The organism is Mycolicibacterium neoaurum ATCC 25795 (genome assembly GCF_000691525.1).
GTDB classification, from domain to species: Bacteria; Actinomycetota; Actinomycetes; order Mycobacteriales; family Mycobacteriaceae; genus Mycobacterium; species Mycobacterium neoaurum.
Window position 1 is genome coordinate 96,870 of the sequence record NZ_JMDW01000011.1, and the last position, 24,094, is coordinate 120,963.

Genomic DNA, 24,094 nt, shown 5'->3' on the forward strand with positions numbered 1-24,094 from the left:
ACTAGCTGGGGATGTCCACGCGACGAACCGTCCCGTCGACGGCATCGGCGGCCTCGATCTCACCACGGGTGACCCCCAGCAGGAACAACACCGTGTCGAGGTAAGGGTGGCTCAGCGAGGCGTCGGCGACCTCGCGCAGTGCGGGTTTGGCGTTGAAGGCCACACCCAGACCGGCTGCCGACAACATGTCGATGTCATTGGCGCCGTCGCCGACTGCCACCGTCTGTGCCATCGGCACGCCGGCCTGTTCGGCGAAGTCGCGCAGCGCCTTGGCCTTGCCCGGCCGATCGATCACGGTGCCGACGACGCGGCCGGTGAGCTTGCCGTCGACGATCTCGAGCTCGTTGGCCGCCACGAAGTCGAGTTTGAGCTCGTGCGCCAGCGGGTCGATGACCTGGCGGAAACCGCCCGAGACGATGCCGCAGTGATACCCGAGCCTGCGCAGGGTACGAATGGTGGTCCGCGCGCCGGGGGTCAGCTCGATCTGTTCGGCGACATCATCGAGCACCTCGGCGGGTAACCCGGCCAGTGTCGCCACCCGCTTGTGCAGCGACTCGGCAAAATCGAGCTCCCCGCGCATGGCCGCCTCGGTGACCTCGGCGACCGCGGCCTCCGCACCGGCGTGCGAGGCCAGCATCTCGATGACCTCGCCCTGGATCAGGGTGGAGTCGACATCGAAGACGATGAGGCGCTTCGTCCGTCGGGACAGGCTGTAATCCTCCAGCGCGATGTCGACACCGAGGTCGACCGCGGTGCGCGCCATCGCGCTCTGCAGTTCGGTGTACACCGCGCCCGGCGGTACCGAGACACGCAGTTCCAGGCCGGTCACCGGGTAGTCGGATACGCCGCGGATGAAGTCGATGTTGACCCCGAGCTCGGCCACCTCGCGCGCCACCACTCCGAACGCCTCGGCGGTGATCGGCCGCCCGAGCACCACGATGGTGTGGGTGGAGGGCTCCACCATCACCGGCTTGTCATCGCTGCGCTCGATGGTGACATCGAGTCCGACGCCGTGGATCGCGGCGCGGATCTCGTCGGCGAACCGGGCCTCGTCGGCGACCGGCGTGTCCACCGACACCAGGACGCCCAGCGTGAGCCGGTTGCGGATGACGACCTGCTCGACGTTCAGCAGCTCGACACGGTGCCGGGAGAGCACCTCGAACAATGCTGACGTCACGCCCGGCTGATCGACACCGGTGACGGTGATCAGCAGCGAGGAACGTCCGCGCGCAGCATCGACTGACTGCGAGGCCGTCGGCACAGTTACCTCCGTTGAGATGCCGCGGATCGGCTATCGGGTCAGCTGCGAACTTCTACGTCGTCGATCCGGGTGACATCGCCGTCGTCGGGTCCATGCGCCCGGCCGATGTGCGCCTCGGCGCGCATCCGCTCGACCATGTGCGGGTAGTGCAGCTCGAACGCGGGACGCTCCGACCGGATGCGCGGCAGCTCGGTGAAGTTGTGCCGCGGCGGCGGGCACGAGGTGGCCCACTCCAGCGAGTTGCCGTAACCCCACGGGTCGTCGACCACGACGGGCTCACCGTAGCGCCAGCTCTTGAAGACGTTCCAGACGAACGGCAACGTCGAGATGCCGAGCACGAAGGCACCGACGGTGGAGATGACGTTCAGCGTCGTGAAACCGTCGCTGGGCAGGTAGTCCGCGTACCGACGCGGCATGCCCTCGTCGCCGACCCAGTGCTGGACCAAGAAGGTCAGGTGGAAGCCGATGAAGGTCAGCCAGAAGTGCAGCTTGCCGAGTCGCTCGTCGAGCAGACGGCCCGTCATCTTCGGGAACCAGAAGTAGATGCCCGCGTAGGTGGCGAACACGATGGTGCCGAAGAGCACGTAGTGGAAGTGCGCGATGACGAAGTAGGAGTCCGTCACGTGGAAGTCCAGCGGCGGGCTGGCCAGCAGCACACCCGACAGACCGCCGAGCAGGAAGGTGATCAGGAAGCCCACCGAGAACAGCATCGGCGTCTCGAAGGTCAGCTGCCCCTTCCACATGGTCCCGATCCAGTTGAAGAACTTGATACCGGTCGGCACTGCGATCAGGAACGTCATGAAGGAGAAGAACGGCAGCAGCACGGCGCCGGTGGCGTACATGTGGTGCGCCCACACCGCCACCGACAGCGCCGCGATACCCAGCGTGGCGTAGATCAGGGTGGTGTAACCGAAGATCGGCTTACGGCTGAACACCGGGAAGATCTCCGAGACGATGCCGAAGAACGGCAGCGCGATGATGTACACCTCGGGGTGGCCGAAGAACCAGAACAGGTGCTGCCACAGCAGCACACCGCCGTTGGCCGGGTCGTAGATGTGCGCACCGAGGTGACGGTCGGCGGCAAGGCCGAACAGCGCCGCGGTCAGCAGCGGGAAGGCGAGCAGCACCAGGATCGAGGTCACCAGGATGTTCCAGGTGAAGATCGGCATCCGGAACATGGTCATACCCGGGGCACGCATGCAGACCACGGTGGTGATCATGTTGACGCCACCGAGGATGGTGCCGAGACCACCGACGGCCAGACCCATGATCCACAGGTCGCCACCGGCGCCCGGGGAATGGATGGCATCGGTCAGCGGGGAGTACGCGGTCCAGCCGAAGTCGGCGGCACCGCCGGGCGTGATGAAACCACCCATGGCGATCAGCGCACCGAACAGGAACAGCCAGAACGAGAAGGCGTTCAGTCGCGGGAAGGCGACGTCGGGGGCGCCGATCTGCAGCGGCAGCACCAGGTTGGCGAAGCCGAAAACGATCGGGGTGGCGTAGAACAGCAGCATCACCGTGCCGTGCATGGTGAACAGCTGGTTGAACTGCTCATTCGACAGGAACTGCAGTCCAGGCATGGCGAGTTCGGTGCGCATCAGCAGCGCCATCAGGCCGCCGACGAAGAAGAACATGAAGCAGACGACGCAGTACATCATCCCGATCAGCTTGTGATCGGTCGTCGTGATCAGCTTGTAGATCAGGTTGCCCTTGGGCCCCATGCGCTCCGGGAACGGACGCCGTGCCTCGAGTTCTCCGATTGGGGGCGCTTCGGCTACCAACAGATCCTCCAAAAAAAGTCGACGGGTCAGATCCCGGCACTGTTATGTCCGTGATCTTATCCCCATCCCGGTCGGCTGCGACATGGGTGTCCTACAAAGTGTCGTATTCGCTAGTCGGGGCCCTCCGAGCGCGGGTTGCGCCGGGCCGGTCGACGACATTGATACCGTCGGCGGCGTGCTGTTCCCCTCTGCGCGCACAGGCCTGATCGCCGCGGGTGCCGCCGCCACATTGGTCCTGCTGACCGGCTGCGGAGGCACCGAGCCCGCCCGTACCCCCGGCCCGGACGCCCCCATCACGAGCACCACCCGGATCGCCAGTGCCGGCGTGCTCGGTAACCAGCGCAAACCGGACGAATCGTGCGCTGCCGAGCCGGCCGCCACCGGACCCGGTGCCGTCGAGGCGGTCCGTCCGGTGCGCAACGCTGCGCCACAGGACGCCACGGCCCCCGGCGTACCGGCGGTCACCGAAGTGCGCGGGGACCCACAACGACTCGTCGCCCTCGCTCCCGGTCAGCTCGACGCCTTGTGCGCGCTCGGACTGCAGGGTCGCGTGGTCGGCACCGCAGTGCCCCAGCCCTCCTATCTGGGCACCGTTCTGCACGATGCACCGCCCATCACCGACATCCAGGCAGCGCGCGGCGCGAATCCCGATCTGATCCTCGCCTCGGCCGGCCATGGCCTGGAGGGTTTCGGCGCACTCAGCGCGATCGCGCCGACGGTGTTCACCGGCCCCGCCCAGGACTGGCAGGCGACCCTGCGGACTGTTGCCGCGGCATCCGGTCGCTCCGGGGCGGCCGATGCGATCCTCGGCGACTTCGGACGCATGGCCGAGGAGGCGGGCCGAAGCAACGACGCCACCCATTTCCAGGCCTCGATCGTGCAGTTCACCGAGAACACCGTCCGTGTCTACGGCACCGCCAATTTCCCGGCGTCGGTGTTGGCCGAGGTCGGTGTGGATCGCCCTGCGGCACAACGCTTCACCGACCGCCCCTATATCGAGATCGACATCAGCGATCTCTCCGACGACACCGATCTGTCGGCGGCGGACGGCGATATCGTCTACCTGTCCTTCGACTCGCCGGCAGCCAAGGATCGAGCGCCGCGGGTTCTCGACAGCGCGGCCTGGCGGAAGTTGTCGGCCAATCGGGACGACCGGGTGTTCGCGGTCAACAACGAGGTGTGGCAGACCGGGCAGGGTGTCGTCGCCGCGCGCGGCATCATCGACGACCTACGCTGGCTCAACGCGCCCATCAACTAGTCTTTGCGACGTGTTCCATGTCCTCAACATCACCTATCTGCAACCCCTCGACGTCATCGATCAAAGCCGTCCGGCACACCTGGAGTGGTTGAGGGGTGAGGTCGAGGGCGGCCGGATCCTGCTGGCCGGCAGGCTGGAATCGCAGGACGGCGCGGTGCTGGTCGCCGCGGACATGTCAGCCGAGGAGGCCGACGCCATCGCCGCCGCCGACCCCTACACCCTGGCCGGCGTCGCCCGGTATGACCGGGTCAGTTTCAACGCGGGATTCCGGGCACCCGGTCTCTGACCGGATTCTTTGACCGAATTCACAGCCGCCGGCGGGACTAGACCAGGCACCCGGGTCGTTGTCACCCTGCGAGGGCACTTCTCGGTGCCCGCTTGTGCTGAGTTCACTACTGTCGGGTGAAGATGCACGAATTCGCACGTGACCATATGAAAAGACGCATGTGAAGAGGATGAATCGATGACCACAACAGTTTCCGCCTACGCCGCCACCTCCGCGACAGATCCGCTGACCAAGACCACCATCGAGCGCCGTGACGTCGGCCCCCACGATGTGGCGTTCGACATCAAGTTCGCCGGCATCTGTCACAGCGACATCCACACCGCCAAGGCCGAGTGGGGCACCCCCAGCTACCCGCTCGTCGTCGGTCACGAGATCGCCGGAGTGGTCACCGAGGTCGGCTCGGAGGTCACCAAGTACAAGGTCGGCGACCACGTCGGCGTCGGTTGCATGGTGAATTCCTGCCAGAACTGCGAGAACTGCGCGGCCGGCCTGGAGCAGTACTGCCTCGGCACCGGCATGATCGGAACATACAACGCCACCGACCGGGACGGCACCATCACCCAGGGCGGTTACAGCCAGGCGATCGTCGTGAACGAAAAGTTCGTCCTGCGCATCCCGGACAGCATTCCCCTGGACAAGGCCGCTCCCCTGCTGTGCGCGGGCATCACGCTGTTCTCCCCGCTCAAGCACTGGAACGCCGGCCCCGGCAAGAATGTCGCCATCATCGGCCTCGGCGGCCTCGGCCACATGGGCGTCAAGCTGGCCCACGCGATGGGCGCCACGGTGACCGTTCTGAGCCAGTCGCTCAAGAAGATGGAAGACGGCCTGCGACTCGGTGCCGACGAGTACTACGCCACCAGCGACCCCGAGACCTTCAGCAAGCTGGCCGGCAAGTTTGACCTGATCCTCAACACCGTGTCGGCCAACCTCGACCTCGGTCAGTACTTGGGCCTGCTCAAGATCGATGGCACCCTGGTCGAGCTGGGTGCGCCCGAGCATCCGCTCGAGGTGCCTTTCTTCCCGCTGGCCGGTGGCCGCCGCAGCATCTCCGGATCGATGATCGGCGGTATCCCGGAGACCCAGGAGATGCTCGATTTCTGCGCCGAGCACGGCGTCACCCCGGAGATCGAGGTCATCGAGGCGTCCTATGTCAACGAGGCGTGGGACCGCGTGATCTCCAGTGATGTGCGGTACCGGTTCGTGATCGACACCGCCACGATCTAGTACTTTCGTCGAGCCACCCCGCCGATGTCGACGTCGGCGGGGTGCTTGCTGTCTGCGGTGTGGTCCGGTTGATCGAGATCACATGCTCAGCACAAGATTTCGGCCTGCCGGCCAACGCGCCGCCACGGTCGCCGTCACGGGGACCGGCTGGAACTCGGTCGAGCGCACGGACACGGCCGTACCGATCACCGACCCACGTGTCGGCCCGGCCGGGGTCTGCAGCTCCAGTACCTGGCCCGGGTCGCCGTAGATGCCGGCGCACTCCGCACCGGCACACCGGCCGGTGAGCGGGTCGATCCGGCCGTCGAGGATGTCCTTCGCCCAACCGTCGATGATCACCTGCGCCGCCGCCTGGTTCTGGGCCGTCGGGAAGCCCTGGTAGAGGTGCGAGATGAACTGGATGAGCCAGGAGCCGCCGTCCATGGAATCCAGGTGCTTGCCGTTCTCCAGCACGATGCCGTTGAAGGTCCCGGGCCGATGCTGGTTCAGGGCCTCATCCACCCGACGAGGCTCTTTGGGTGCGCCGAGTTCCAGCACAGGGACGTAACTGCCGATCCCGTCCAGTTTGACCAGTGCATCGGACAGCACGCTGCCCTGCGGTGCCGCGTCGAGCAGTATCACCCCGGCCAGGTGGCTGGTTTCCCCGCCTGCGGTGACGGCGTCGGCGTAGTAACCCGCGGCACCGGCCACCAGATTGCCGCCCAGCGAGTGCCCCACCAAGGCGAACCGGTCCGGCAGAGTGGCCTCGGTGCCGTATCGCTCGGCGAAGCCGGCGGCAATTGCACTGGCGGTCAAGGCTTCCCGGTCACCGAGAAACAGTGCAGCTGTGGCCCGCAGCGCCTCGTCGCTGCCCAGCCAGAATCCGTCCTCGACATTACGGTTCGAGGTCAAGGTCGGCACCACGACGATGCTGTTGGTGCTTTCGGCGAGGTTCGCTGCTGTGTAGCTGTACATCGCGCCGACTCCGAGAAAGCCGTGCTGCAGGTAGATGATCCGCTGCGGTGGCTCGTCGCCCGCGGGGTAATACCAATGGGCGGGCACCGTGTGCTGGCCGTCGATCGCCAAGGTCGATGTCCGCACCGTGACAGTACTGCCGCGCGGGACGACCGGCGGTCCGGCGATGAATGTCACTGCCACTCCGACGAAGTCGAAGACGAACGACGCGATGATGTCCAGCAGCGACCGCTGTGGCACCGCCACTGCCGAGCTCACCGTCGCGGAGGTGATGGCCGCCGCCGTCGATGCTGCGGCGGGCGCCACGTTCGGGGTCCACAGGTGGGCTGCGAGGCCGGTGTCGTCACCATCGGATGTCACCACGGCGGACTCCACCACGGCCGACTCTTCGGCTTCGGAACCGTCGATGACCGCGGACGCGCCCTCTCCGATCTCGGAATCGGCAGGGTTCTCGACGATCAGATCGACGGCTTCACCGTCCGATCCTGACGCCTCATGCGCACTCTTCCTGTCCTCGACGAGTACGTCGTCTTCGGTGCGCGCGCCGCCGCCGACACCGGCGGATACCTCGTCTTCGCCCTGTTCGTCACCGCTGCCCAACTCGACACCGTCATCGAGCTCATCGTCGGCGTCCACGTCGTTGCCGAAGTCATCGTCGAGCCCGGCACCGTCGTCGGTGTCGTCGTTGGCGTCCGTGTCGCTATCGGATGCCTTCTCGGACGCGTCAGGTGCAGCCGCATCGTGCGAACCACCTGGACGTGTCCGGTCGCCATCGGAAGAGGTCGTCGATGAGTCTGACGAGGAGTCGGCGCCGGTGTCCGCGCTAGCCACGTCGGCGCCGACGATCATCGCCGCCGAGACCCCCGCTGCGACCACACCAGCACCCATCCACGTCGAAATATGCGACACGCTGCCTCCAAGGACGACTGAGTTTGACAAGCGTCAAGCTAGCGCTTTTTGACACATGTGTAGACACTTTGCCAAAACTGTTCGTCCGCGGTCGACGACTCCCACACCGCATCGATAGTCAGTCCCGCCGAATCACCCTTCTCGGCTACTGGCGTGCGACGATTTGCGGCGTGATCCGCGTCGTGCACCTGGTCTCCATGCTGGGCGTCATCGCGGTGCCCGTGTTCGGGTGGTTCACCCAGGACTGGTCCGGCGGGACCACCCTGGCGGTGTACTGGTTCGAGACGGTGGCCGCCGCGCTCCTCATCCTCGCCCGGATCGCACTGCACCAGCGCTGGTCGCCCAAGCGCGGACACTTCGACTACAACGCCCCCGGCAACGAGGGTGGACGTTATCGCTACACGGTCAACGGGCGGCGACGCCGGGGCAAACCGTTGTCGACCTACATGTCGAGCTTCGCGGTCATCAGCCTGAGCTTCTCCGCGGTGCATGGTGTCTTCCTGGGCGCGGTGCTGTTGCTGCTCAACCACAACGGTGTCGGCCACCTCGTTCAGGTCGATTGGCGCAACGTCGGTCTTGGCTGCCTGTCTGTGTTCGCCTTCATGACAGTGGACTTCCTGGTGGATCTGACCCAGTTGCGCACCTGGCCGTTCCGGCAGCTTGAGCAGATCGGCAGCCAGGTTCTCGGTCGCGTCATGGTCGTGCACATGACGCTGTTGATCGGATTTCTGGCCATCGCCATCACCGATGCACCCGACGCCTTCTTCGGGGTGTTCGTCGTCCTGAAGACGATGGCACAGTTGAGTTCCGCACTGCCGCAATGGAAACCCACACGGCCACCCGCGTGGCTGAGCAACCTTCTCAATCGTGTCCCGAATGTCCACCCCGGCAAGAAGTTCGAGGACTTCTGGGCCGACGAGCAGAGCGAGGAGCGGCAGCGCGTAGCGGCCAACGAACTACCGTGGCAACCCCACCCGTAACGCGTGAGGAGCCGGCTCACTGTTCAGTTGTCAAGGTGCAGCGCAGCACTGCTCACGCTGGAGACGACAGATCGGTCACGACATACTTGGCACCCATCAACGAAAACTGGACCGGGCATGGATCCTCTTCCGGCGGTGAAGCGCGCGAGATCATGCACCAGCGCCTGCGGGAAAAAACTGGAATAGATGGCGTCTACCCCTGGACCCAACCTTTCAAAGTTTGCCAAAACACGCTTATGGGGCTACACGGTTCAGGCCAACCCTCGTCAGGGGTCGTCGAACCTTCCCGACGGCTCATGACCGCCGAGACGGGCTCACCGAAAAAGCGGGAGCACCTTCGCGTCGAACTTGTGTTCGACATTACGCCGAAAATCGAAGGCGCGCAAGCACAATCTCACAGATGTCTGCGGCTGTGCTGCGTCACGACGCGGAAGGACTCTGGCTGAAATCCGCCAGTGGCCAGCCCGCCGCTGCCAGTCGCGCCGCCACCCGCGCGACATTCTCGGGCCCGGGGTCGTGGTGGGTCTTTTCGGCGATGAACATCTCGATCTCCTCGCGGGTGATCGGATCGTCGTTGTCGGCGGGGGCGGCAGCCTCGGCGATGTTGAACACCACCTCTTTGATCTCCTCATCGGTCAGCGGCGTGCTACGCAACAGCGCGAGCAACGGCACCCGATCGGGGCCGGGAACGCCATCGGGATAACCGGCACGCAACCAGTTCAGCACCGACGCCATCAACGATGAGACACTCATCGATCGAGTGTATCGACGGCCCGCCGCAACGCCCGCACCACACTGTTACGGACAAGTCTGATCTTGAATCCGTTCTGCGCCAGCGGCTCAGCACCGACAACCAGCGCATCGGCCGCCGCGCCGAACGCGGTATCCGAGGGCGGTGCGCCGATCAACTGCCGTTCCGCGGCTGCCACCCGCCAAGGAGTGGCGGCCACCCCACCGAGCGCCACGGCGGCCGAGGTGATCTTCCCGTCGACGAGCTGCACTCCGGCGGCCACCGACACCAGGGCAAACGCATAGCTGTGCCGGTCGCGCACCTTCAGGTACCAACTGTGCCGGGCGTACGGTGACGGCGGGATCTCGACACCGGTGATCAGCTCACCTTCGCCCACCACATTGTCACGTTCGGCGTGATCGCCCGGCAGCACGAAGAAGTCGGCGATCGCGATCGTCCGCCGGCCGGCCGCCCCCTGCACGTGCACGTGGGCATCGAGTGCCGCGAGCGCGACCGCCATATCGGAGGGGTGCACGGCCACACACGCCGCACTGGCACCGAACAGTGCATGCTCACGATTGACGCCTGTCCGGGCCGCGCACCCGCTGTCGGCAATCCGCTTGTTGCACTGGGTGAATGACGTGTCCATGAAGTACGGACAGCGAGTGCGCTGCATCAGATTGCCGCCGACGGTGGCCATATTGCGGATCTGGGTCGTGGCGCCGGAGAGGATGGCCTGCGCGAGCATCGGGTACTCACGCCGGATGTGACGATGGTTGGCCACGGCACTGTTGGTCGCCCCGGCACCGATCAGGACACCACCGTCCGCTGTGGTGGTGATCGAACGCAGCTCCAACCGGCCGATGTCGACCAACACCGGCGGGGCCTCCACACCGAGTTTCATCAGGTCGAGAAGGTTGGTGCCACCGGCGTAGTAGCGACCACCGTGGGCGCCCCGGCGCACCGCGTCGTCGACGGTCTCTGCGTGTACGAAGTCGAAGGTCTTCACCGGGCGGCCTCCTTGATGGCGGCGAGAATGTTGGCGTAGGCACCACAACGACAGATGTTGCCTGCCATCCGTTCCCGGATCTCGTCGTCGGACAGTTCTTTCGGTCCTTCGGCGAGGTTGCACCGAGCCCCGATGAAGCTGGCCGCGGACAGATCCCCACGCGCATGCTCACGCAGCAATGCACGTGCCGAGGTGATCTGGCCCGGGGTGCAGTAACCGCACTGAAAGCCGTCATGGGCAACGAAAGCCCGCTGCACACAATCTAATTCGTCACCCGATTCGATGGTCTCGACGGTTGAGCCGGTGATCGAGACCGCCAGCGTCAGGCAGCTCAGTACCCGCTCACCGTCCACGGTCACCGTGCAGGCACCGCACAGTCCGTGGTCGCACCCCTTCTTGGTCCCGGTCAGACCCAGATCTTCCCGCAACAGATCGAGCAGGGTGGTGCGGACATCGATATGCAGCTGTCGCGGCGTTCCGTTGATCGTCAACTCGAGCTCGGTCATGGCTGTCCCTCCAGCAGCGACTCCACCGTGATCGGCAGGTCGTGTATCCGTTTACCGGTGGCGTGATAGATCGCGTTGGCGATCGCGGCGGGTACCCCGCAGGTCCCGATCTCACCGATCCCACGGACCCCGACCGGATCGAGGCCGTAGTCCGGGGTGTCGACGAAGCTGATGTCGAAATCAGGGGTGTCGGCATGGGTGGGCACGTAGTACTCACCGAGCGGAACTCCGGAATTCTCGTCGAAGGGCACCTGTTCCAGCAGTGCCATACCCAGCCCGAAGATGATGCCGCCCATCACCTGATTGGTGGCCAACTTCGGATTGAGCACCCGCCCACAGTCCATCACGGCGGTCCAACGTGTGACGCTCGCTCGCCCGATCTCCTCGTCGACCTCGACTTCGCAGAAATGGGCGCCGAACGACTGGGACAGCGGGCCTGTGTCGGCCGGCCCCTCGCTGGCGACCGTGAAGCTCAGTCGGTCGGCCAGTCCCGGGGTGTCTGCGAGAACGGCGCACAACTCCGATACGGACCCGACCGGACGGCCGAGTCGCCGGCGCCACTGTCGCCCGGCAAGATCGACCGCGGAACCGACGGTTGCTGTCGTCTGGGACGCACCGCTGTAGGGGGCATCGGCGAAAGTCGAATCCCCGGAGTCGAAGCTCACCGCGTCCAGCGGGAGCCCGGTCGCATCGGCAGCGATCTGTGTCATCACCGTGCGCACACCGGTACCGATCTCATGGGTGGCTGCCGAGAACCGGACACGGCCGTCGGACGTGGTCGTCACCCGGCAGCCGGCGGGCATCCGCCGTCCCGGATAGCTTGCCGTGGCCATCCCCCAACCGACCTGGACACCGTTGCGCTGCATTGCCCTCGGGATCGGTGATCGTTGTGCCCAGCCGAAACGCTCGGCACCCTGCAGATAGCAATCGCGGAGATGCTTGCCCGACCACGGGCGGCCGGTCGGCTGGTCGGTATCCGGATCGTTGACCATCCGCAACGCCACCGGGTCGACACCGAGCGAGTCCGCCAGTTCGTCCATGCCGACTTCGAGTGCGAACAACCCGGGCGCCTCCCCCGGTCCACGCATGAAACACGGTGTCGGGGCGTTGATCCTGGCCACGGTGTGCGATACCGCCATGCGTGGCGAATGGTAGAGGAAACGCGCCGACAGACCGACCGGCTCACAGAAATGGGCCACCGTGGAAGTTTCGGTGACCGTGTGTTGTTCGGTGCTCAGCAAGGTGCCGTCGTCATCGGCGACCAGCGCCAGTTGCTGCTGGGTGCGCGGACGATGACCGGTGGAGGTGAACATCTGGCTGCGGGTCAGAACCAGCTTCACCGGACGGCCTACCTCTTTGGCGGCAACGGCGCACAACACGACGTGCATCCACAAAAAGCTCTTGGAACCGAACGCTCCGCCCACCAACGGTGAAAGGATGCGTACTCGATCTTCGTCGATGCCCAGGTAGGCCGCCAGCACCCGCCGTTCACCGGTGATCCAGCGGGTGGCGTCGTGCACCGTCAGGTACTCGCCGTCCCACGACGCGATGGTGGCGGCGAGCTCTATCGGATAGTGGGTGTTCACCGGTGTGGTGAACCTGCCCGCCACCCGGACGCCGGAGGGTTCCGCGACCGGGCCGCGGTGTTCCTGCAGCTTCTCCTCGTCGAGTTTGACGAAGTGATCGGGACGATATGTGCCGTGCCGGATCTGGCCGCCCTTCTGGTCGGGGGGCACCGGTTGCGCCATCACCGCGGCGGCGCCCAACTGGGCCGGAGCCTCGATGTACACGAAGTCCATCAGTGCCGCGGCCGCGACGGCGTCCTGCACGGTCTCGGCCACCACCACCGCCAGGTGCTGACCGACATGTTGAACGGTCAGATCCGACAGCGGCGGACGCCGTTCCAGGGGAAGGTCCCAGGTGAGGTCCTCGGGCAATACGTGTAGCGGCGGACAATTCAACGGTGTCAGGACGTGCAACACGCCGGGTGCCGCAGCGGCACGCGCCGCGGCAGCCGCCACCGCTTCGGCCGTGACCGTCGCGTGCGCCACTTCCGATTGCACCAGCACGGCATGAACCAGACCCGGCACCTGGTGATCCGCGGTGTAACGCGCAGTCCCGGTGACCTTTTCGTGCCCCTCGACCCGGTCGATGGGACGACCGATCTGCGCGGTCACCGGTCCAGCGGATTGCTGCGCGGCACGATCAGCGGGTCGGCGGTCGTGCGGGGAAAGTCCGGTAGATCGTCGATATGGGTGTCGAACGCGGCGGCCAGCACGGATCGGGAGTACGCGCTCACCGAGGCCTTGTACCCGATATCGGCGGGGAACGGCTGATCGAAGAAGATCAGGAAGTGCCACTCGTCGGCACCGGTGTTCTCGATGTGGTGTGGGTATGCGCGGGGGATGAAGTAGACGTCACCGGCGGCGAGGTTCCAGGTGTCCAGTGTCCCATCGGGATTCATGACCGTCATCCGGGCCTGACCACTCTGCACGTAGCCCATCTCCGCGGTCACGGGATGCCAGTGCGGCTCACGCATGCCATCCTCGCCGACGCGAAGCGAATACATCGAGATATCTTTCAGCGCAGGCCAGAACTGGTCCCTTGCGAACCGGGCATTGCCGTAGGCGTAGGTGAGCCCGGGCGGCTGAGCCTCGATGTCGAAACGATGCGGATCCTTGAAGTAGGCACTCGGCGGGACATCGGGCTCTCCCGCCACCGCGGCAAGGGTCCGGTCACGGGTGTCGCGGTGGATCTTGGCCATATCCGCTGCCGGCAGATCGTAGGTGTTGCCGAGCACGGCGTCACTGAAGGCACCCATGGTGGCCCCGAACCCGAAATCCTCCGGCCGCTCGTTGCGGAAGGCGATGATGAATTCACACGGCTCGGAGCCGATGTTCTCGATGTGATGCAGTGCGCCGGAATCGATGTGGAACATCTGCCCGGCCGTGACGACGAAGCTGGCGAATCGGCTGCCGTTGTCGAGCACGGAGACCAGCGCGGTACCGGCAACACAATAGGTCAGTTCGTTGGCGTTGGCGTGCCAGTGCGGCGTGCGCATGACACCCGGGTTGAGCACCAGCCTCTTGATGGACAGATTCTTCAGAATCGGAAAACTGTCGGCGGTCACGCGGTGGATCGAGCCGAGCTCACTGCGTTCGACGTCATCACTGTCGAGCAGCGAGATGCGGTGGGTTTCGGGACGCGATGCGGTGGTCATGAAAGTCAGCATGCCCCTCCTCGGCTGCCCGGTCGACGAAGTTGACCTGCATTGGCAACAACGGATTTCCCGATACGGAAATACCTGTTATCCCCCATGTTCGGTGGTCCGGCCGGTGCGGAGCGCCATCGGGTGCGACAATATCGCCGCGCCGAACGGGCCAGGCAGAAGGGACGGCATGAGCACATTGCGAGTAGTCATCGCCGACGACGATGTACTACTGCGGGAGGGCCTTGCCAGCCTGCTGCAACGCGAGGGTTTCGAGGTCGCCGGACAGGCCGGGGATGCCTCCGAGTTGTTGACGCTGGTCGAGAAGGAACAACCGCATCTCGTCCTGGTGGACATTCGGATGCCGCCCAACCATGACGCCGAAGGGCTGGACGCGGCCCGCACCATTCGGGAACGCTCACCGGACACCGCTATCCTGGTGTTATCGGCCCACGTCGACGTCGACCATGCGATGGAACTGCTCGCCGGTGGTCGCAGCATCGGATATCTGCTGAAGAGCCGGGTCACCGACGTATCCGACTTCGTGGACACCGTGCGCCGCATAGCCAACGGCGCATCCGTCGTCGATCCGGCTCTGGTCGCCGAATTGGTGTCGGCTCGGCGGCGCGATGATCCGCTTGCCGCACTGAGTGCCCGCGAGCGCGAGGTGCTGACGCTGATGGCCGAAGGGCTGTCCAACGCCGGCATCGGCCGCCGGTTGTGGGTCACCGAGGGAACCGTGGAGAAGCACGTGCGCAGCATCCTCACCAAGCTGGATCTGCCCGAAACCGGTGACGATCATCGCCGCGTGCGGGCCGTGATCATGTTCCTGGAATCGCGTTAGCGACCGATCAGTTCGCGGATCCGATCCGGTGAAAGGGTCAGTTTGGGCAGAAAGCCGAGTGCCGGACTGGCCACGATCAGGTCGGCGAAATCCTGTTCGTCGTGGGTCGAGGTGAGGATCACCGCTACCCCGTCGAGTTGACTGGCCACGTCGAAACCGCTGTCGGCGCCCAGATCGACATCCACCAACGCGATATCGGGATGCAACTGGGCGGTCAGACGTACCGCCTCGTCCGCGCAACCGGCGGTCCCCACGACCTCGAAACCCCCGCGTTCCAACATGCTGCGCGCGGCAGCACAGAATGCGGCACTATCGTCGACGATCAAACAGCGTGCGGCATCCATGACTCCAGAGTGGCAGGCCCGCGCCGCGCCGGCATTACCGTTAACGGGAAACTTCTGGTTCCGCCACCACCAGTGCGGCTGCCAACTCCTACGATCATCGGCGTGAACTGGCGAACCCTTTCGAGCCGGGCGTTGGCGCAAGTCGTGCGGCCGACCGCGCGACCGTTGTGGGTCGGCATCCTGGTGGGTCTGGGATTCCTGGCGGCTGAGGTCGGTCTGGTTGCGGCGCTTCGGATCGTTGCTCCGGAGAACGCCTTCGGAGCATTGTTGTTGCTGGGTGTGCTCGTGGTCTCGGCCGGCTGGGATTTCCCGCTCGCCATCGCGACATCACTGGCCAGCGCGGCTGTGTACGCATATCTGCATCTGGAGGGGCGCGATTCGCTGGCTCCGGCGTTGGCGGTGTTCCTGACGTTGGCGCTGCTGACCAATGTGCTGGTGGGCCAGGCGCGGCTGCGGGCGGCCGAGGCCGAACTGCGCCGGAAGGAGGCCCTGGGGCTCGCCGGGCAGCAGGCGGCGTTGCGTCGGCTCGCGACCCTGGTGGCCCGGACTGCCGACCTGTCTGAGATCTACCAGGTCGCGGTGCGCGAACTTGCGCACAGTCTCGCCGTCGATCACGTCACCCTGGTGCGTTTCCGGCCTGATAACAGCTGCCTGGTGGTCGCCGCACACGATCTACCCGAGGTACCGGGATTCGGTGTGGGTGAGGAGTTTTCGTTGTCAGGCGACAACATGAGTGGCCAGATCTACGCCACGGGAACGCCGACGCGTATCGACGATTACGCGGGTGCCGCCGGCCCCATCGCCGCGCGCTTGCACGAACTGGGCGTCCGATGCGGTGCCGGTGCGCCGCTGATCGTCGCAGGCGCGGTGCGCGGCGCGCTGCTGGTCGGAGCTCGTCGACCCGCATCGATCTCGCGCAGTTGCGAGGACCATCTCGGAGACTTCGCCGACCTGGTGTCCACCGCGATCGCCAATACCGAGACGCGCGCCGCCTTGACGGCCTCCCGGGCGCGGTTGGTCGCGGCCGCCGACGAGGCCCGGCGCGGTTTCGAACGCGACCTGCACGACGGCGCCCAACAGCGGATTGTGTCGTTGAGTCTGGAACTGCGCGCCCTCGAGGCGACGACCACGGACGCATCACTACGCGACGATCTGGGACGGGTCGTCGGTGGGCTCGCCGAACTACACACCGATCTGCAAGAGCTTTCTCGCGGTATGCATCCGGCGGTTCTTTCGCGCGGCGGGTTGCGTCCTGCACTGCGGGCACTGGCGCGCCGCTGCACCGTTCCCGTCGAGCTGGATATCGACGTCGATGCCCGGCTTCCGGAATCGGTGGAGGTCGCGGCGTACTACGTCGTCGCCGAGGCACTGACCAATGCCGCCAAGTACGCCGAGGCGGAGGTCGTCACGGTTCGTGTTGCCGCGGCCGAGGGAATGCTGACGCTGTCGGTCAGCGACGACGGCGTCGGGGGCGCTGTCGCGGGTGCCGGCTCGGGGCTCGGTGGGTTGCGCGACCGGGTGGAGGCGCTGTCGGGTCAGCTGGACATCGACAGCCCACCCGGCGTCGGCACCACCGTCACCGCAGTGGTCCCCGCACCGGTCAACGGCTGAACTGCAATACCCGGCAAGGCGGTGTCGCGGCCCGCTCCCGTGCGACTTGTCCCAGGTAGGACGGGTGGCGACGTTGGGCTTCGCGCAATGCCCGCAGGTTGCGCTGGGCGCGCCGGGGGGAAAGCTCGACGACGTTGCTATCGCTGATGCTGGACGCAGCCATGATGTTCTCCTTGCGCCGGTGTCCGACCGTCACCGTCCACATTCCGCCGCGAACCGATGAGGGACCTCAACGAAAGCCGTGAACTTCGTGAGAATGCCCATCCGGGACCACTCACAAACCGGCCCGGAATCAGCACGCCGAACATTCTGCGCGCGTGCTGCGCCTGCGCTTAGAAGTCCCAGTCCTCGTCCTCGGTGACCACGGCCTTGCCGATCACGTAACTGGAACCCGAGCCGGAGAAGAAGTCGTGGTTCTCATCGGCATTGGGGCTCAAGGCCGAAAGGATGGCCGGGTTGACGTCGGTCTCGTCCTTGGGGAACAGCGCCTCATAGCCGAGATTCATGAGCGCCTTGTTGGCGTTGTAGCGCAGGAACTTCTTCACGTCCTCGGTGAGCCCGACACCGTCGTAGAGATCCTGGGTGTATTCGGTCTCGTTGTCGTAGAGCTCGAAGAGCAACTCGTAGGTGTAATCCTTGAGTTCCTGCTTACGCGTCTCGGTCTCGGCGGCCAGACCCTTCTGGTACTTGTAGCCGATGTAGTAGCCGTGCACGGCCTCGTCGCGGATGATCAGCCGGATCATGTCGGCGGTGTTGGTCAGCTTGGCCCGGCTGGACCAGTACATCGGCAGGTAGAAGCCGGAGTAGAACAGGAAGCTCTCCAGCAACGTGGAGGCGACCTTGCGCTTGAGCGGGTCGTCACCCTTGTAGAAGTCCATCACGATCTGCGCCTTGCGCTGCAGGTTCGGATTCTCCTCCGACCAACGGAACGCCTCGTCGATTTCGGCCGTCGAGCACAGCGTGGAGAAGATGTTGCTGTAGCTCTTGGCGTGCACCGACTCCATGAACGCGATGTTGGTGTAGACGGCCTCTTCGTGCGGGGTGAGCGCATCGGGAATCAAGCTGACCGCGCCGACGGTGCCCTGGATGGTGTCCAGCAACGTCAGCCCGGTGAAGACCCGCATGGTGAGCTGCTTCTCGTGCTCGTTGAGGGTGCCCCAGGACGGGATGTCATTGGACACCGGCACCTTCTCGGGAAGCCAGAAATTTCCGGTGAGCCGCTCCCAGACCTCGGCGTCCTTGTCGTCTTGCAGGCGGTTCCAGTTGATGGCCGAGACACGGTCGATCAGCTTGATTCCATCGGACACCTTGGACCCCAATTCGCTACGTGGTGAGTGCTGCCACGACACTACAACTGGGGGCCGACAACGCGCGCCAACACCAGAACTTGTGTTCTGGCGTGTCGTTGATCGGACTCAGCCGACGGCGTGTTCGGAGTTGTCCTGACGCCGCACCGCATCGTGGATCGGCTGGTCAGGGTCGATCTCGACGCCCATCAGCTCGGCAGTCCCATTGACCGCGCCCATCATGATCGTCGTCATGTGCGCCACGAAATCCTCGGCGGGCATCCGACGGGTGTTGTCATCGTTGCCCCCGAGCCACCAGTCGGTGGCCGAGGCCGCGGTGCCGAACAGCGCGAACGCCGCCAGTTCGAACACCTCGGGCTTGAGGTTCATGTCCTTGAGTTCACCGCTGACCATCTCGGCGATGGCCAGGGTGATGTCCCGGCCGCGGTTGACGGTGGACATCGCGGCCGCCGACTGATCGGCGAACCGGCCCTGCAGCAGGAACCGCACCACATTGGGGTGCTGGTCGACCAGCTCGACATAGTGTTCGACGGCGCGACCGATCACCTGGCGCGCCGAGTCGGATTCGATGTTGATCGACGGGATGACGGCCGCGTACAGCATGTCCCGCATCCGCTCGCCGATCTGGGCGAACATGTCGGACTTGTCGGTGAAGTGCCGGTAGATCTTCGGCTTCGCGGTCCCCGCCTCTTCGGCGATCTCACGCACGCTGACGTTGGGTCCGAGCCGGTCGATGGCACGGAATGCCGCCTCCACGATCTCCGCGCGCACCTTCTTGCGGTGCTCGCGCCATCGTTCGCTGCGCGCGTCAACCTTCACCCCGGGCTGCCCGGTGAGCGGAATGGATGGTCTACGCACCCGACTACTGTACCGGGAGGGTCCGCTGACCTGCTCGGACAGCCCCGCTTCGACCCGCCGACCGTACCGTCGCGAACTTTGCTCGCGCGACAGTCGGCGAACCATACGAGTAGCATCGCCATGTCATGCCCACACTCACCGAGACGAGCGAATGACAGCCCGATATGACGTAGTGATCGCAGGTGGCGGCCCCTCCGGCTCAGCCGCCGCGTGGCAGGCCGCACAGACCGGCGCCCGCGTGGTGGTGCTGGACAAGGCCGAGTTCCCGCGGTCCAAACCCTGCGGTGACGGGTTGACCGCCCGCGCCGTGAGCTACCTGCAGAAGATGGGCCTTGCCGACGAGGTCGCGACCTATCACCGCGTCAACAAGGTCACGGTCTACAGCCCGAGCGCCTGGGAGTTGTCCTTCCCGCGCCGTCCGGGGATGCCTGACCACGGACACACCGTGGCTCGCGAGCACCTCGACACCGTGCTGCTCAAGCATGCCGAGTCCGCCGGTGCCGAGATCCGCCAGGGCGCCGAGGTGGCCGGACCCGAGATCGACGCCAGCGGCCGGGTCGTCGGCGTCGTACTCAAGAGCGGTGAGAAGGTGCTCGGCGACGCCGTGATCGCCGCCGACGGCGCTTACTCCCCCATCAAGCGCGCGCTGAAGATCGATTCGGACTACAACGGCTACTCCGCGATCGCGATCCGATCCGAGATGCACCTGAACCGGCCCGACAACGACAGCCTCGACATCTATCTGAAGCTGTTGTTCCAGGGCGACCAGCTGCCCGGGTACGGGTGGGTGTTCCCGATGGGCAACAACGTCTTCAACATCGGCCTGGGTTATGTGAACAGCTACAAGAACTGGCAGGCCATCAATGCCACCCAGTTCCTCGGCGAGTTCCTGCGTAGCCTGCCTGCGGAGTGGGAAGCGCCGCCCATCGAAGAACTCAAGAAGAACAAGAGCGTGCGGGCCTGGCGCCTGCCGATGGGCTTCACCGCGTGGCCGCCATGGCGTCCCGGCGTGCTGTTCACCGGCGACTCGCTCGGCGCAGGCAAGCCCGCCTCGGGTGCGGGCATCTCCAAGGCCCTGGAATCGGGGTTGGCCGCCGGCGAATGTGCGGTCGCCGCGCTGACGAACGGCGGGCCCGACGATTTCACCAACTACGCCCAGCGCATGGAGGCCGCGTGGGGCAAGGAGTATCGCCGGGGCCGGTACATGCACAAGCTGATCGGCTACCCGAAGCTCGCCGACGCCGGTATCAAGCTCATCGACAACGCCGCGTTCCGGGATCGGATGCTCAAGGCGCTGTACAAGAAGGCACAGGGTCCGCAGCACTCGACCAAGTAGATGTCGGTGGCCTCGGGTAGACCAAGGCCATGGACTTCGCGCAGCTGACGGCCTTCATCTGTTACCGCGATCTTGAGGCGGCGCAGCGGTGGTTATCCGATGTTCTCGGGTTGGACGTGGTGCGCGGCTTCGGTGACGGACAGCAGCTCTTCCATGTCGAGATGCGGCGCGGCGCGGCAGTGGTGTGCCTGCAGCATGACGACCGCGGCTACGACGTGCCCGCGCCCAAGGGCGACTGTGTCGGTAGCGGGCTCTACGTTGTGGTCGATGATGCCGCCGAGGTGGACGCCGCGCACGCCCGGGCGGTGCGAGCGGGCACGACGGTGTTGATCGCGCCGGAGTCGACGGACTGGGGCAACTTTCGGACCGAGCTCCTCGATCCCGAGGGGCGCCAGTGGTCCGTCGGCACCTACGCCCCGGGACGGCCGGACGAGCGGTGACGGCCGGATGTGTCGGTGCGCGTGCGTAGCCTTCGGCATATGGAACAACGCATCAGCCTGATCACCCTCGGTGTAGATGATCTGGACAGGGCCCGCGGGTTCTACGAGCAGGGGCTCGGTTGGACGCCCGCCGCCGCTCCCGGCGGGGTGGTCTTCTACCAGCTCCCGGGCATCGCGCTGGCGCTGTTCGGGCGCGAGGAGCTGGCCGCGGACGCTCGGCATCAGGTCGACGGCCGGTTCTCCGGCATCACCATCGCCATCAATCAGCGATCCGAGACGGACGTCGATGCCGTGCTGGAGCAAGCCGCCGCTGCCGGTGGCACCATTCTCAAACCTGCCGAAAAGGTCTTTTGGGGCGGATACTCCGGCTACTTCGCCGACCTGGACGGCCACGTCTGGGAGGTCGCTCTCAACCCGGACTGGACCATCAATGCCGATGGCACGCTGACGATCTGAGTTGCCTGCTGTTCCAGAGGCATGAGATTCGCCGGGCACGTGTCGCGACAGTGCCGCCACGTACACTTGTCGACGCAGTAAACGGCTGTCTCAGGACCGTTTCCGCGGTGAATGGAGAAGTGCAATGGTGCGTGCCAACCCGACCATGCAGAAGGCTCGGCTTGCCGACATACCGAGCGACGTCCACGGTTTGATCTCCAAGCGCACCGCCGAGCTGGACGGCGTCTCCGTCACCGAAGTGACGTTCGCGCGCGGCGCACGGTGGTCGAACGACCTGAAGGATTATGCGGGCACCGAGTTGTGCGAACTACCGCACGTCGCGTTGGTACTGGCAGGCAAGCTCGCGGTCCGCATGACCGACGGCACGGAGGACATCTTCTCCGCCGGCGATGTGATGCTGTTGCCGCCCGGCCACGACGCGTGGACCGTCGGAGAGCACGATTGTGTCTTCGTCGAGTTCTCCCGAGGCAACGACTACTACTCGGCCTGACCCGCGCCCGGCGGTTCGGCGCTCACCGGCGACCCCGCTTGACCGGTTTACGCGCGGTCTTGCCTGCCGCGGCGCGCGCGGCTTGTTTTGCCAGCGTCTTCTCGCGCGCGGTGCGCTTGGGCGCCGGTTCGGCGCGACCTCTCGACGAGCTCGATCTGCGGCCACGCACGATGCCGATGAACTCCTCGACCAGCGGGGTCTGCTCACCATCGGGAAATGCGAGCGCCACCGGGCAGGTGGGCGCGTCCGATATCGGCCGATAGCTGAGGTCCTTGCGGTGGTGCAGCCGCGCCAACGATTGCGGGACGATCAACAACCCCACGCCGGCAGCGACGAGTTCTGTTGCATCCCTTGTCGTTTCCGGCCGATGTTCCACTGAAACGCCGGCCGACCAGCCGACGACATCGTCGAGTGGTGTGACGACGGGTTCGTCGGCCAGGTCAGCCGCAGAGACCTCGTCGATGGCCGTCAACAGATGATCGGCCGGCAGCACCACCACCGTGTTCTCGGCGTAGAGCGGTATGACGGCCAGCCCACTGGAGTCGGCGGCCGGCCGCATTATTGCGACGTCGACGGCGCCGGTTCGCACGGCGTCGGCCGCGCCGGCCGCATCCACCGCGCTCAGTCGCAACTCGATATCGGGGTGACGCTCGGCCCACACGCGTGCCCATTTCGCCGGCGTCGCACCGGGGACGTACCCGACGACAAGGCTTGGCTGGGTCACCTGGTCAGGCTACCGATACCCTGGTTTCATGAGTAGGCAGAACACGCAGTCCATGAAGTCGGCCACCGCGGCCAAGAAGCTGGATGTGTATCTGCCCGCCACCCCGGCGGAGTTCCGCGAGAACACCATCACGCGCGCAGAGCTCGCCGCTCTGCAGGAGGACCCGCCGCAGTGGCTGAAGGATCTTCGCAAGAACGGACCGCACCCGAAGAATCTGGTCGCCGCCAAGTTGGGTGTGTCCATCGCGGGCTTGGCGCGCGGCGGTGTCACCGAAGCGTTGACCACCGAGCAGATCAACGCACTGCTGGAAGACAAGCCGGACTGGTTGATCGCCGAGCGCGAGAGTTTCCAGAATGTGTTGACCGAGGAGCGTCGCATCAAGGCGCAGCGCGCCACGCGACGCTAACGGGCCGACCGCCTATTTGATCGGTGTGACGACCGCCGACTTGCGGCCCTTCACGAAGAACGCCAGCGGCAGAACTCCCGAGGATGTCACCAACCCGAGCGCGGCACGCCAGAGCCAGCGCGGCCCGTTGACCTGTTGAGCGTCGCTGGCAGAAAGATCGCGCAGCGCCAGCACACGCAGCCCCGCATCGAGCACCGTCATGACAACGATCAGCGCCTTGCCCGCCGGATGCAGGTCCCTCCACAACTTGCCCGCCACGCTGAATCCACCTTTCCTTCGACGAATCTGCTGCCAACCTACCAATCGCGCATGTGGCAGCCCTCAGAGCGCGTCGATCCAGGGGTGTCCGGGATGTACGCGAGTCAGCCAGCCGCGCAATCGGTCTCGGCGCGGCGAACTCAACTCCGGCAACACCCGCGCGAAGTCGGCTTCGTCCTTGTCGCGTGCGTGTTTGGCCTTGAACAGCAGCGCGACCTCGGGAATGAGATAGGGCACCCCGGCTGGGGTGTGCAGAATCAGCTCCGCATAGTCGAGGGTGATGCTCGGATCTCGTCGGCACACCCATCGACCATCGGTATGCGGCTCGCGAAAGACATCGAGCCGGAAGCAGCCTTGTTCCGCGTCCCACAACCAGGTCTGGAAGTGCCGGTTCAGATGTCTGGGATACGGCCAGATCCGGCCGTCCCCGACCACCTTCCACTGGAATCCGGGCAGGGCAACCGTGATCTCATCGAACCTCGCTGCCGGAACGGCGATCTCAAGGTCTTCGTGCGTGCGCGTGACCTCACCGAGGAAGAGGTCCAGCGCCCAGCCTGCCGCCACACCCCAAGGCACGTCGACGGATGCGAGTCGCCCGGCCACCTCAGCAGGAGTCCAGGGATCCCAATCCCCCTGTGCCACCGCCCCGGCTTCCTCCACACCCACCGATCACTCCCGCCGAAACGAATTGCGTGGCAGCGGTCGCCGCTCCCCCACGAGGCTATTGGCAGCGCACCACCCGGCGCGAGGCGCAAAAGCCGGTGGGTGCACTGATCAAGTGCGGGTAGCATTGCGCCAACGGTTGCCGACCACACGGAGAACGTACGGCAACAGGAGTCTGTGGCAACAATGCATCGTTGGAAGGATTTGCGCAGATGGCGACTGTTGTGCACGTGGAGCGTGAGCGCACC

The 24,094-nt window shown here is 65.4% G+C and carries 26 protein-coding genes; 11 read left to right on the plus strand and 15 right to left on the minus strand.

Going from position 1 to position 24,094, the window contains the following annotated elements:
- Position 1: 1 nt before the first annotated feature.
- Together serB and ctaD are read right to left on the minus strand one after the other, a co-directional pair.
- The gene (serB, locus tag IC40_RS0116420) at positions 2-1,261 is read right to left on the minus strand and encodes a phosphoserine phosphatase SerB (RefSeq protein ID WP_030135790.1); all 1,260 of its coding nucleotides are present in this window, start codon (positions 1,259-1,261) and stop codon (positions 2-4) included.
- A gap of 38 nt (positions 1,262-1,299) precedes the next feature.
- Complete coding sequence (ctaD, locus tag IC40_RS0116425) at positions 1,300-3,045, minus strand: aa3-type cytochrome oxidase subunit I (protein WP_030135791.1); 1,746 nt, start codon at positions 3,043-3,045, stop codon at positions 1,300-1,302.
- Positions 3,046-3,220: 175 nt separating this feature from the next.
- On the opposite strand from ctaD, the gene IC40_RS0116430 reads away from it, so the two are divergent.
- The 3 genes from IC40_RS0116430 to IC40_RS0116440 all read left to right on the plus strand — a co-directional run bounded on the left by IC40_RS0116430 (position 3,221) and on the right by IC40_RS0116440 (position 5,813).
- Positions 3,221-4,303, plus strand: coding sequence for an ABC transporter substrate-binding protein (locus tag IC40_RS0116430; protein ID WP_030135792.1), 1,083 nt, complete (start codon positions 3,221-3,223; stop codon positions 4,301-4,303).
- A 10-nt stretch (positions 4,304-4,313) separates the two neighbouring features.
- A complete protein-coding gene (locus tag IC40_RS0116435) occupies positions 4,314-4,589 on the plus strand; it encodes a YciI family protein (protein ID WP_030135793.1) in 276 nt (91 codons plus the stop codon).
- A 177-nt stretch (positions 4,590-4,766) separates the two neighbouring features.
- Positions 4,767-5,813, plus strand: coding sequence for an NAD(P)-dependent alcohol dehydrogenase (locus IC40_RS0116440; protein WP_030135794.1), 1,047 nt, complete (start codon positions 4,767-4,769; stop codon positions 5,811-5,813).
- A 78-nt stretch (positions 5,814-5,891) separates the two neighbouring features.
- Here the strand turns inward: IC40_RS0116440 and IC40_RS0116445 are convergent, their stop codons facing one another.
- Positions 5,892-7,676, minus strand: a complete 1,785-nt coding sequence (locus IC40_RS0116445; protein ID WP_051644361.1) for an alpha/beta hydrolase — start codon at positions 7,674-7,676, stop codon at positions 5,892-5,894.
- A gap of 170 nt (positions 7,677-7,846) precedes the next feature.
- Between IC40_RS0116445 and IC40_RS0116450 the strand changes: the two genes are divergently transcribed.
- Positions 7,847-8,656, plus strand: a complete 810-nt coding sequence (locus IC40_RS0116450) for a DUF6498-containing protein (RefSeq protein WP_030135796.1) — start codon at positions 7,847-7,849, stop codon at positions 8,654-8,656.
- A gap of 420 nt (positions 8,657-9,076) precedes the next feature.
- Here the strand turns inward: IC40_RS0116450 and IC40_RS0116455 are convergent, their stop codons facing one another.
- Genes IC40_RS0116455 through IC40_RS0116475 form a run of 5 tightly spaced genes read right to left on the minus strand, consistent with a single transcriptional unit; the run spans position 9,077 to position 14,121 of the window.
- Positions 9,077-9,409, minus strand: a complete 333-nt coding sequence (locus IC40_RS0116455; protein ID WP_030135797.1) for a DUF3349 domain-containing protein — start codon at positions 9,407-9,409, stop codon at positions 9,077-9,079.
- Positions 9,406-10,395 carry an FAD binding domain-containing protein gene (locus IC40_RS0116460; RefSeq protein WP_030135798.1) on the minus strand — a complete coding sequence of 330 codons (990 nt, stop codon included), beginning with the start codon at positions 10,393-10,395 and terminating at the stop codon, positions 9,406-9,408. Before IC40_RS0116460 ends, IC40_RS0116455 begins: the two co-directional genes overlap by 4 nt.
- Complete coding sequence (locus IC40_RS0116465; RefSeq protein WP_036462811.1) at positions 10,392-10,901, minus strand: (2Fe-2S)-binding protein; 510 nt, start codon at positions 10,899-10,901, stop codon at positions 10,392-10,394. Before IC40_RS0116465 ends, IC40_RS0116460 begins: the two co-directional genes overlap by 4 nt.
- Positions 10,898-13,078: a xanthine dehydrogenase family protein molybdopterin-binding subunit gene (locus IC40_RS0116470; RefSeq protein WP_030135800.1), complete on the minus strand. Its 2,181-nt coding sequence runs from the start codon at positions 13,076-13,078 to the stop codon at positions 10,898-10,900. The genes IC40_RS0116465 and IC40_RS0116470 overlap by 4 nt, the downstream gene beginning before the upstream one ends.
- Positions 13,075-14,121 (minus strand): cupin domain-containing protein, encoded by a 1,047-nt coding sequence (locus IC40_RS0116475; RefSeq protein ID WP_030135801.1) that lies wholly within the window; start codon positions 14,119-14,121, stop codon positions 13,075-13,077. The genes IC40_RS0116470 and IC40_RS0116475 overlap by 4 nt, the downstream gene beginning before the upstream one ends.
- A 178-nt stretch (positions 14,122-14,299) precedes the next feature.
- Here IC40_RS0116475 and IC40_RS0116480 point away from each other — a divergent pair, with 178 nt between their 5' ends.
- Positions 14,300-14,953, plus strand: coding sequence for a response regulator (locus IC40_RS0116480; protein WP_030135802.1), 654 nt, complete (start codon positions 14,300-14,302; stop codon positions 14,951-14,953).
- Here IC40_RS0116480 and IC40_RS0116485 read toward each other — a convergent pair.
- On the minus strand, positions 14,950-15,297 hold the full coding sequence (locus tag IC40_RS0116485) for a response regulator (protein ID WP_030135803.1): 348 nt from the start codon (positions 15,295-15,297) through the stop codon (positions 14,950-14,952). The genes IC40_RS0116480 and IC40_RS0116485 overlap by 4 nt on opposite strands.
- Positions 15,298-15,399: 102 nt before the next feature.
- On the opposite strand from IC40_RS0116485, the gene IC40_RS0116490 reads away from it, so the two are divergent.
- A complete protein-coding gene (locus IC40_RS0116490) occupies positions 15,400-16,908 on the plus strand; it encodes a GAF domain-containing sensor histidine kinase (RefSeq protein WP_036470187.1) in 1,509 nt (502 codons plus the stop codon).
- On the opposite strand, the gene IC40_RS27875 is transcribed toward IC40_RS0116490, so the two are convergent.
- The 3 genes from IC40_RS27875 to IC40_RS0116500 all read right to left on the minus strand — a co-directional run bounded on the left by IC40_RS27875 (position 16,898) and on the right by IC40_RS0116500 (position 19,073).
- The gene (locus IC40_RS27875) at positions 16,898-17,071 is read right to left on the minus strand and encodes a hypothetical protein (RefSeq protein WP_157837327.1); all 174 of its coding nucleotides are present in this window, start codon (positions 17,069-17,071) and stop codon (positions 16,898-16,900) included. The genes IC40_RS0116490 and IC40_RS27875 overlap by 11 nt on opposite strands.
- Before the next feature lie 169 nt (positions 17,072-17,240).
- Entirely contained in the window at positions 17,241-18,203 is a 963-nt protein-coding gene (gene nrdF / locus IC40_RS0116495) for a class 1b ribonucleoside-diphosphate reductase subunit beta (RefSeq protein WP_036470227.1), read from the minus strand.
- 120 nt (positions 18,204-18,323) lie between these two features.
- A complete protein-coding gene (locus IC40_RS0116500) occupies positions 18,324-19,073 on the minus strand; it encodes a TetR/AcrR family transcriptional regulator (RefSeq protein WP_030135806.1) in 750 nt (249 codons plus the stop codon).
- A 151-nt stretch (positions 19,074-19,224) separates the two neighbouring features.
- Between IC40_RS0116500 and IC40_RS0116505 the strand changes: the two genes are divergently transcribed.
- The 4 genes from IC40_RS0116505 (at position 19,225) to IC40_RS0116520 (ending at position 21,795) form a co-directional block, all read left to right on the plus strand.
- Complete coding sequence (locus tag IC40_RS0116505) at positions 19,225-20,409, plus strand: geranylgeranyl reductase family protein (RefSeq protein WP_030135807.1); 1,185 nt, start codon at positions 19,225-19,227, stop codon at positions 20,407-20,409.
- A gap of 29 nt (positions 20,410-20,438) precedes the next feature.
- Positions 20,439-20,849: a VOC family protein gene (locus tag IC40_RS0116510; RefSeq protein WP_030135808.1), complete on the plus strand. Its 411-nt coding sequence runs from the start codon at positions 20,439-20,441 to the stop codon at positions 20,847-20,849.
- A gap of 39 nt (positions 20,850-20,888) precedes the next feature.
- The gene (locus tag IC40_RS0116515; RefSeq protein WP_030135809.1) at positions 20,889-21,305 is read left to right on the plus strand and encodes a VOC family protein; all 417 of its coding nucleotides are present in this window, start codon (positions 20,889-20,891) and stop codon (positions 21,303-21,305) included.
- A 124-nt stretch (positions 21,306-21,429) separates the two neighbouring features.
- On the plus strand, positions 21,430-21,795 hold the full coding sequence (locus IC40_RS0116520; protein ID WP_030135810.1) for a cupin domain-containing protein: 366 nt from the start codon (positions 21,430-21,432) through the stop codon (positions 21,793-21,795).
- 22 nt (positions 21,796-21,817) lie between these two features.
- Here IC40_RS0116520 and IC40_RS0116525 read toward each other — a convergent pair whose 3' ends face one another.
- On the minus strand, positions 21,818-22,519 hold the full coding sequence (locus IC40_RS0116525; protein WP_030135811.1) for a LysR family substrate-binding domain-containing protein: 702 nt from the start codon (positions 22,517-22,519) through the stop codon (positions 21,818-21,820).
- Between the two features lie 28 nt (positions 22,520-22,547).
- Between IC40_RS0116525 and IC40_RS0116530 the strand changes: the two genes are divergently transcribed.
- Complete coding sequence (locus tag IC40_RS0116530) at positions 22,548-22,925, plus strand: DUF5997 family protein (protein WP_030135812.1); 378 nt, start codon at positions 22,548-22,550, stop codon at positions 22,923-22,925.
- Between the two features lie 12 nt (positions 22,926-22,937).
- Here the strand turns inward: IC40_RS0116530 and IC40_RS0116535 are convergent, their stop codons facing one another.
- Both IC40_RS0116535 and IC40_RS0116540 read right to left on the minus strand, forming a co-directional pair.
- The gene (locus tag IC40_RS0116535; protein WP_030135813.1) at positions 22,938-23,183 is read right to left on the minus strand and encodes a hypothetical protein; all 246 of its coding nucleotides are present in this window, start codon (positions 23,181-23,183) and stop codon (positions 22,938-22,940) included.
- A 63-nt stretch (positions 23,184-23,246) separates the two neighbouring features.
- Positions 23,247-23,849 carry a nucleotidyltransferase domain-containing protein gene (locus IC40_RS0116540; RefSeq protein WP_030135814.1) on the minus strand — a complete coding sequence of 201 codons (603 nt, stop codon included), beginning with the start codon at positions 23,847-23,849 and terminating at the stop codon, positions 23,247-23,249.
- Positions 23,850-24,094 lie beyond the last annotated feature (245 nt).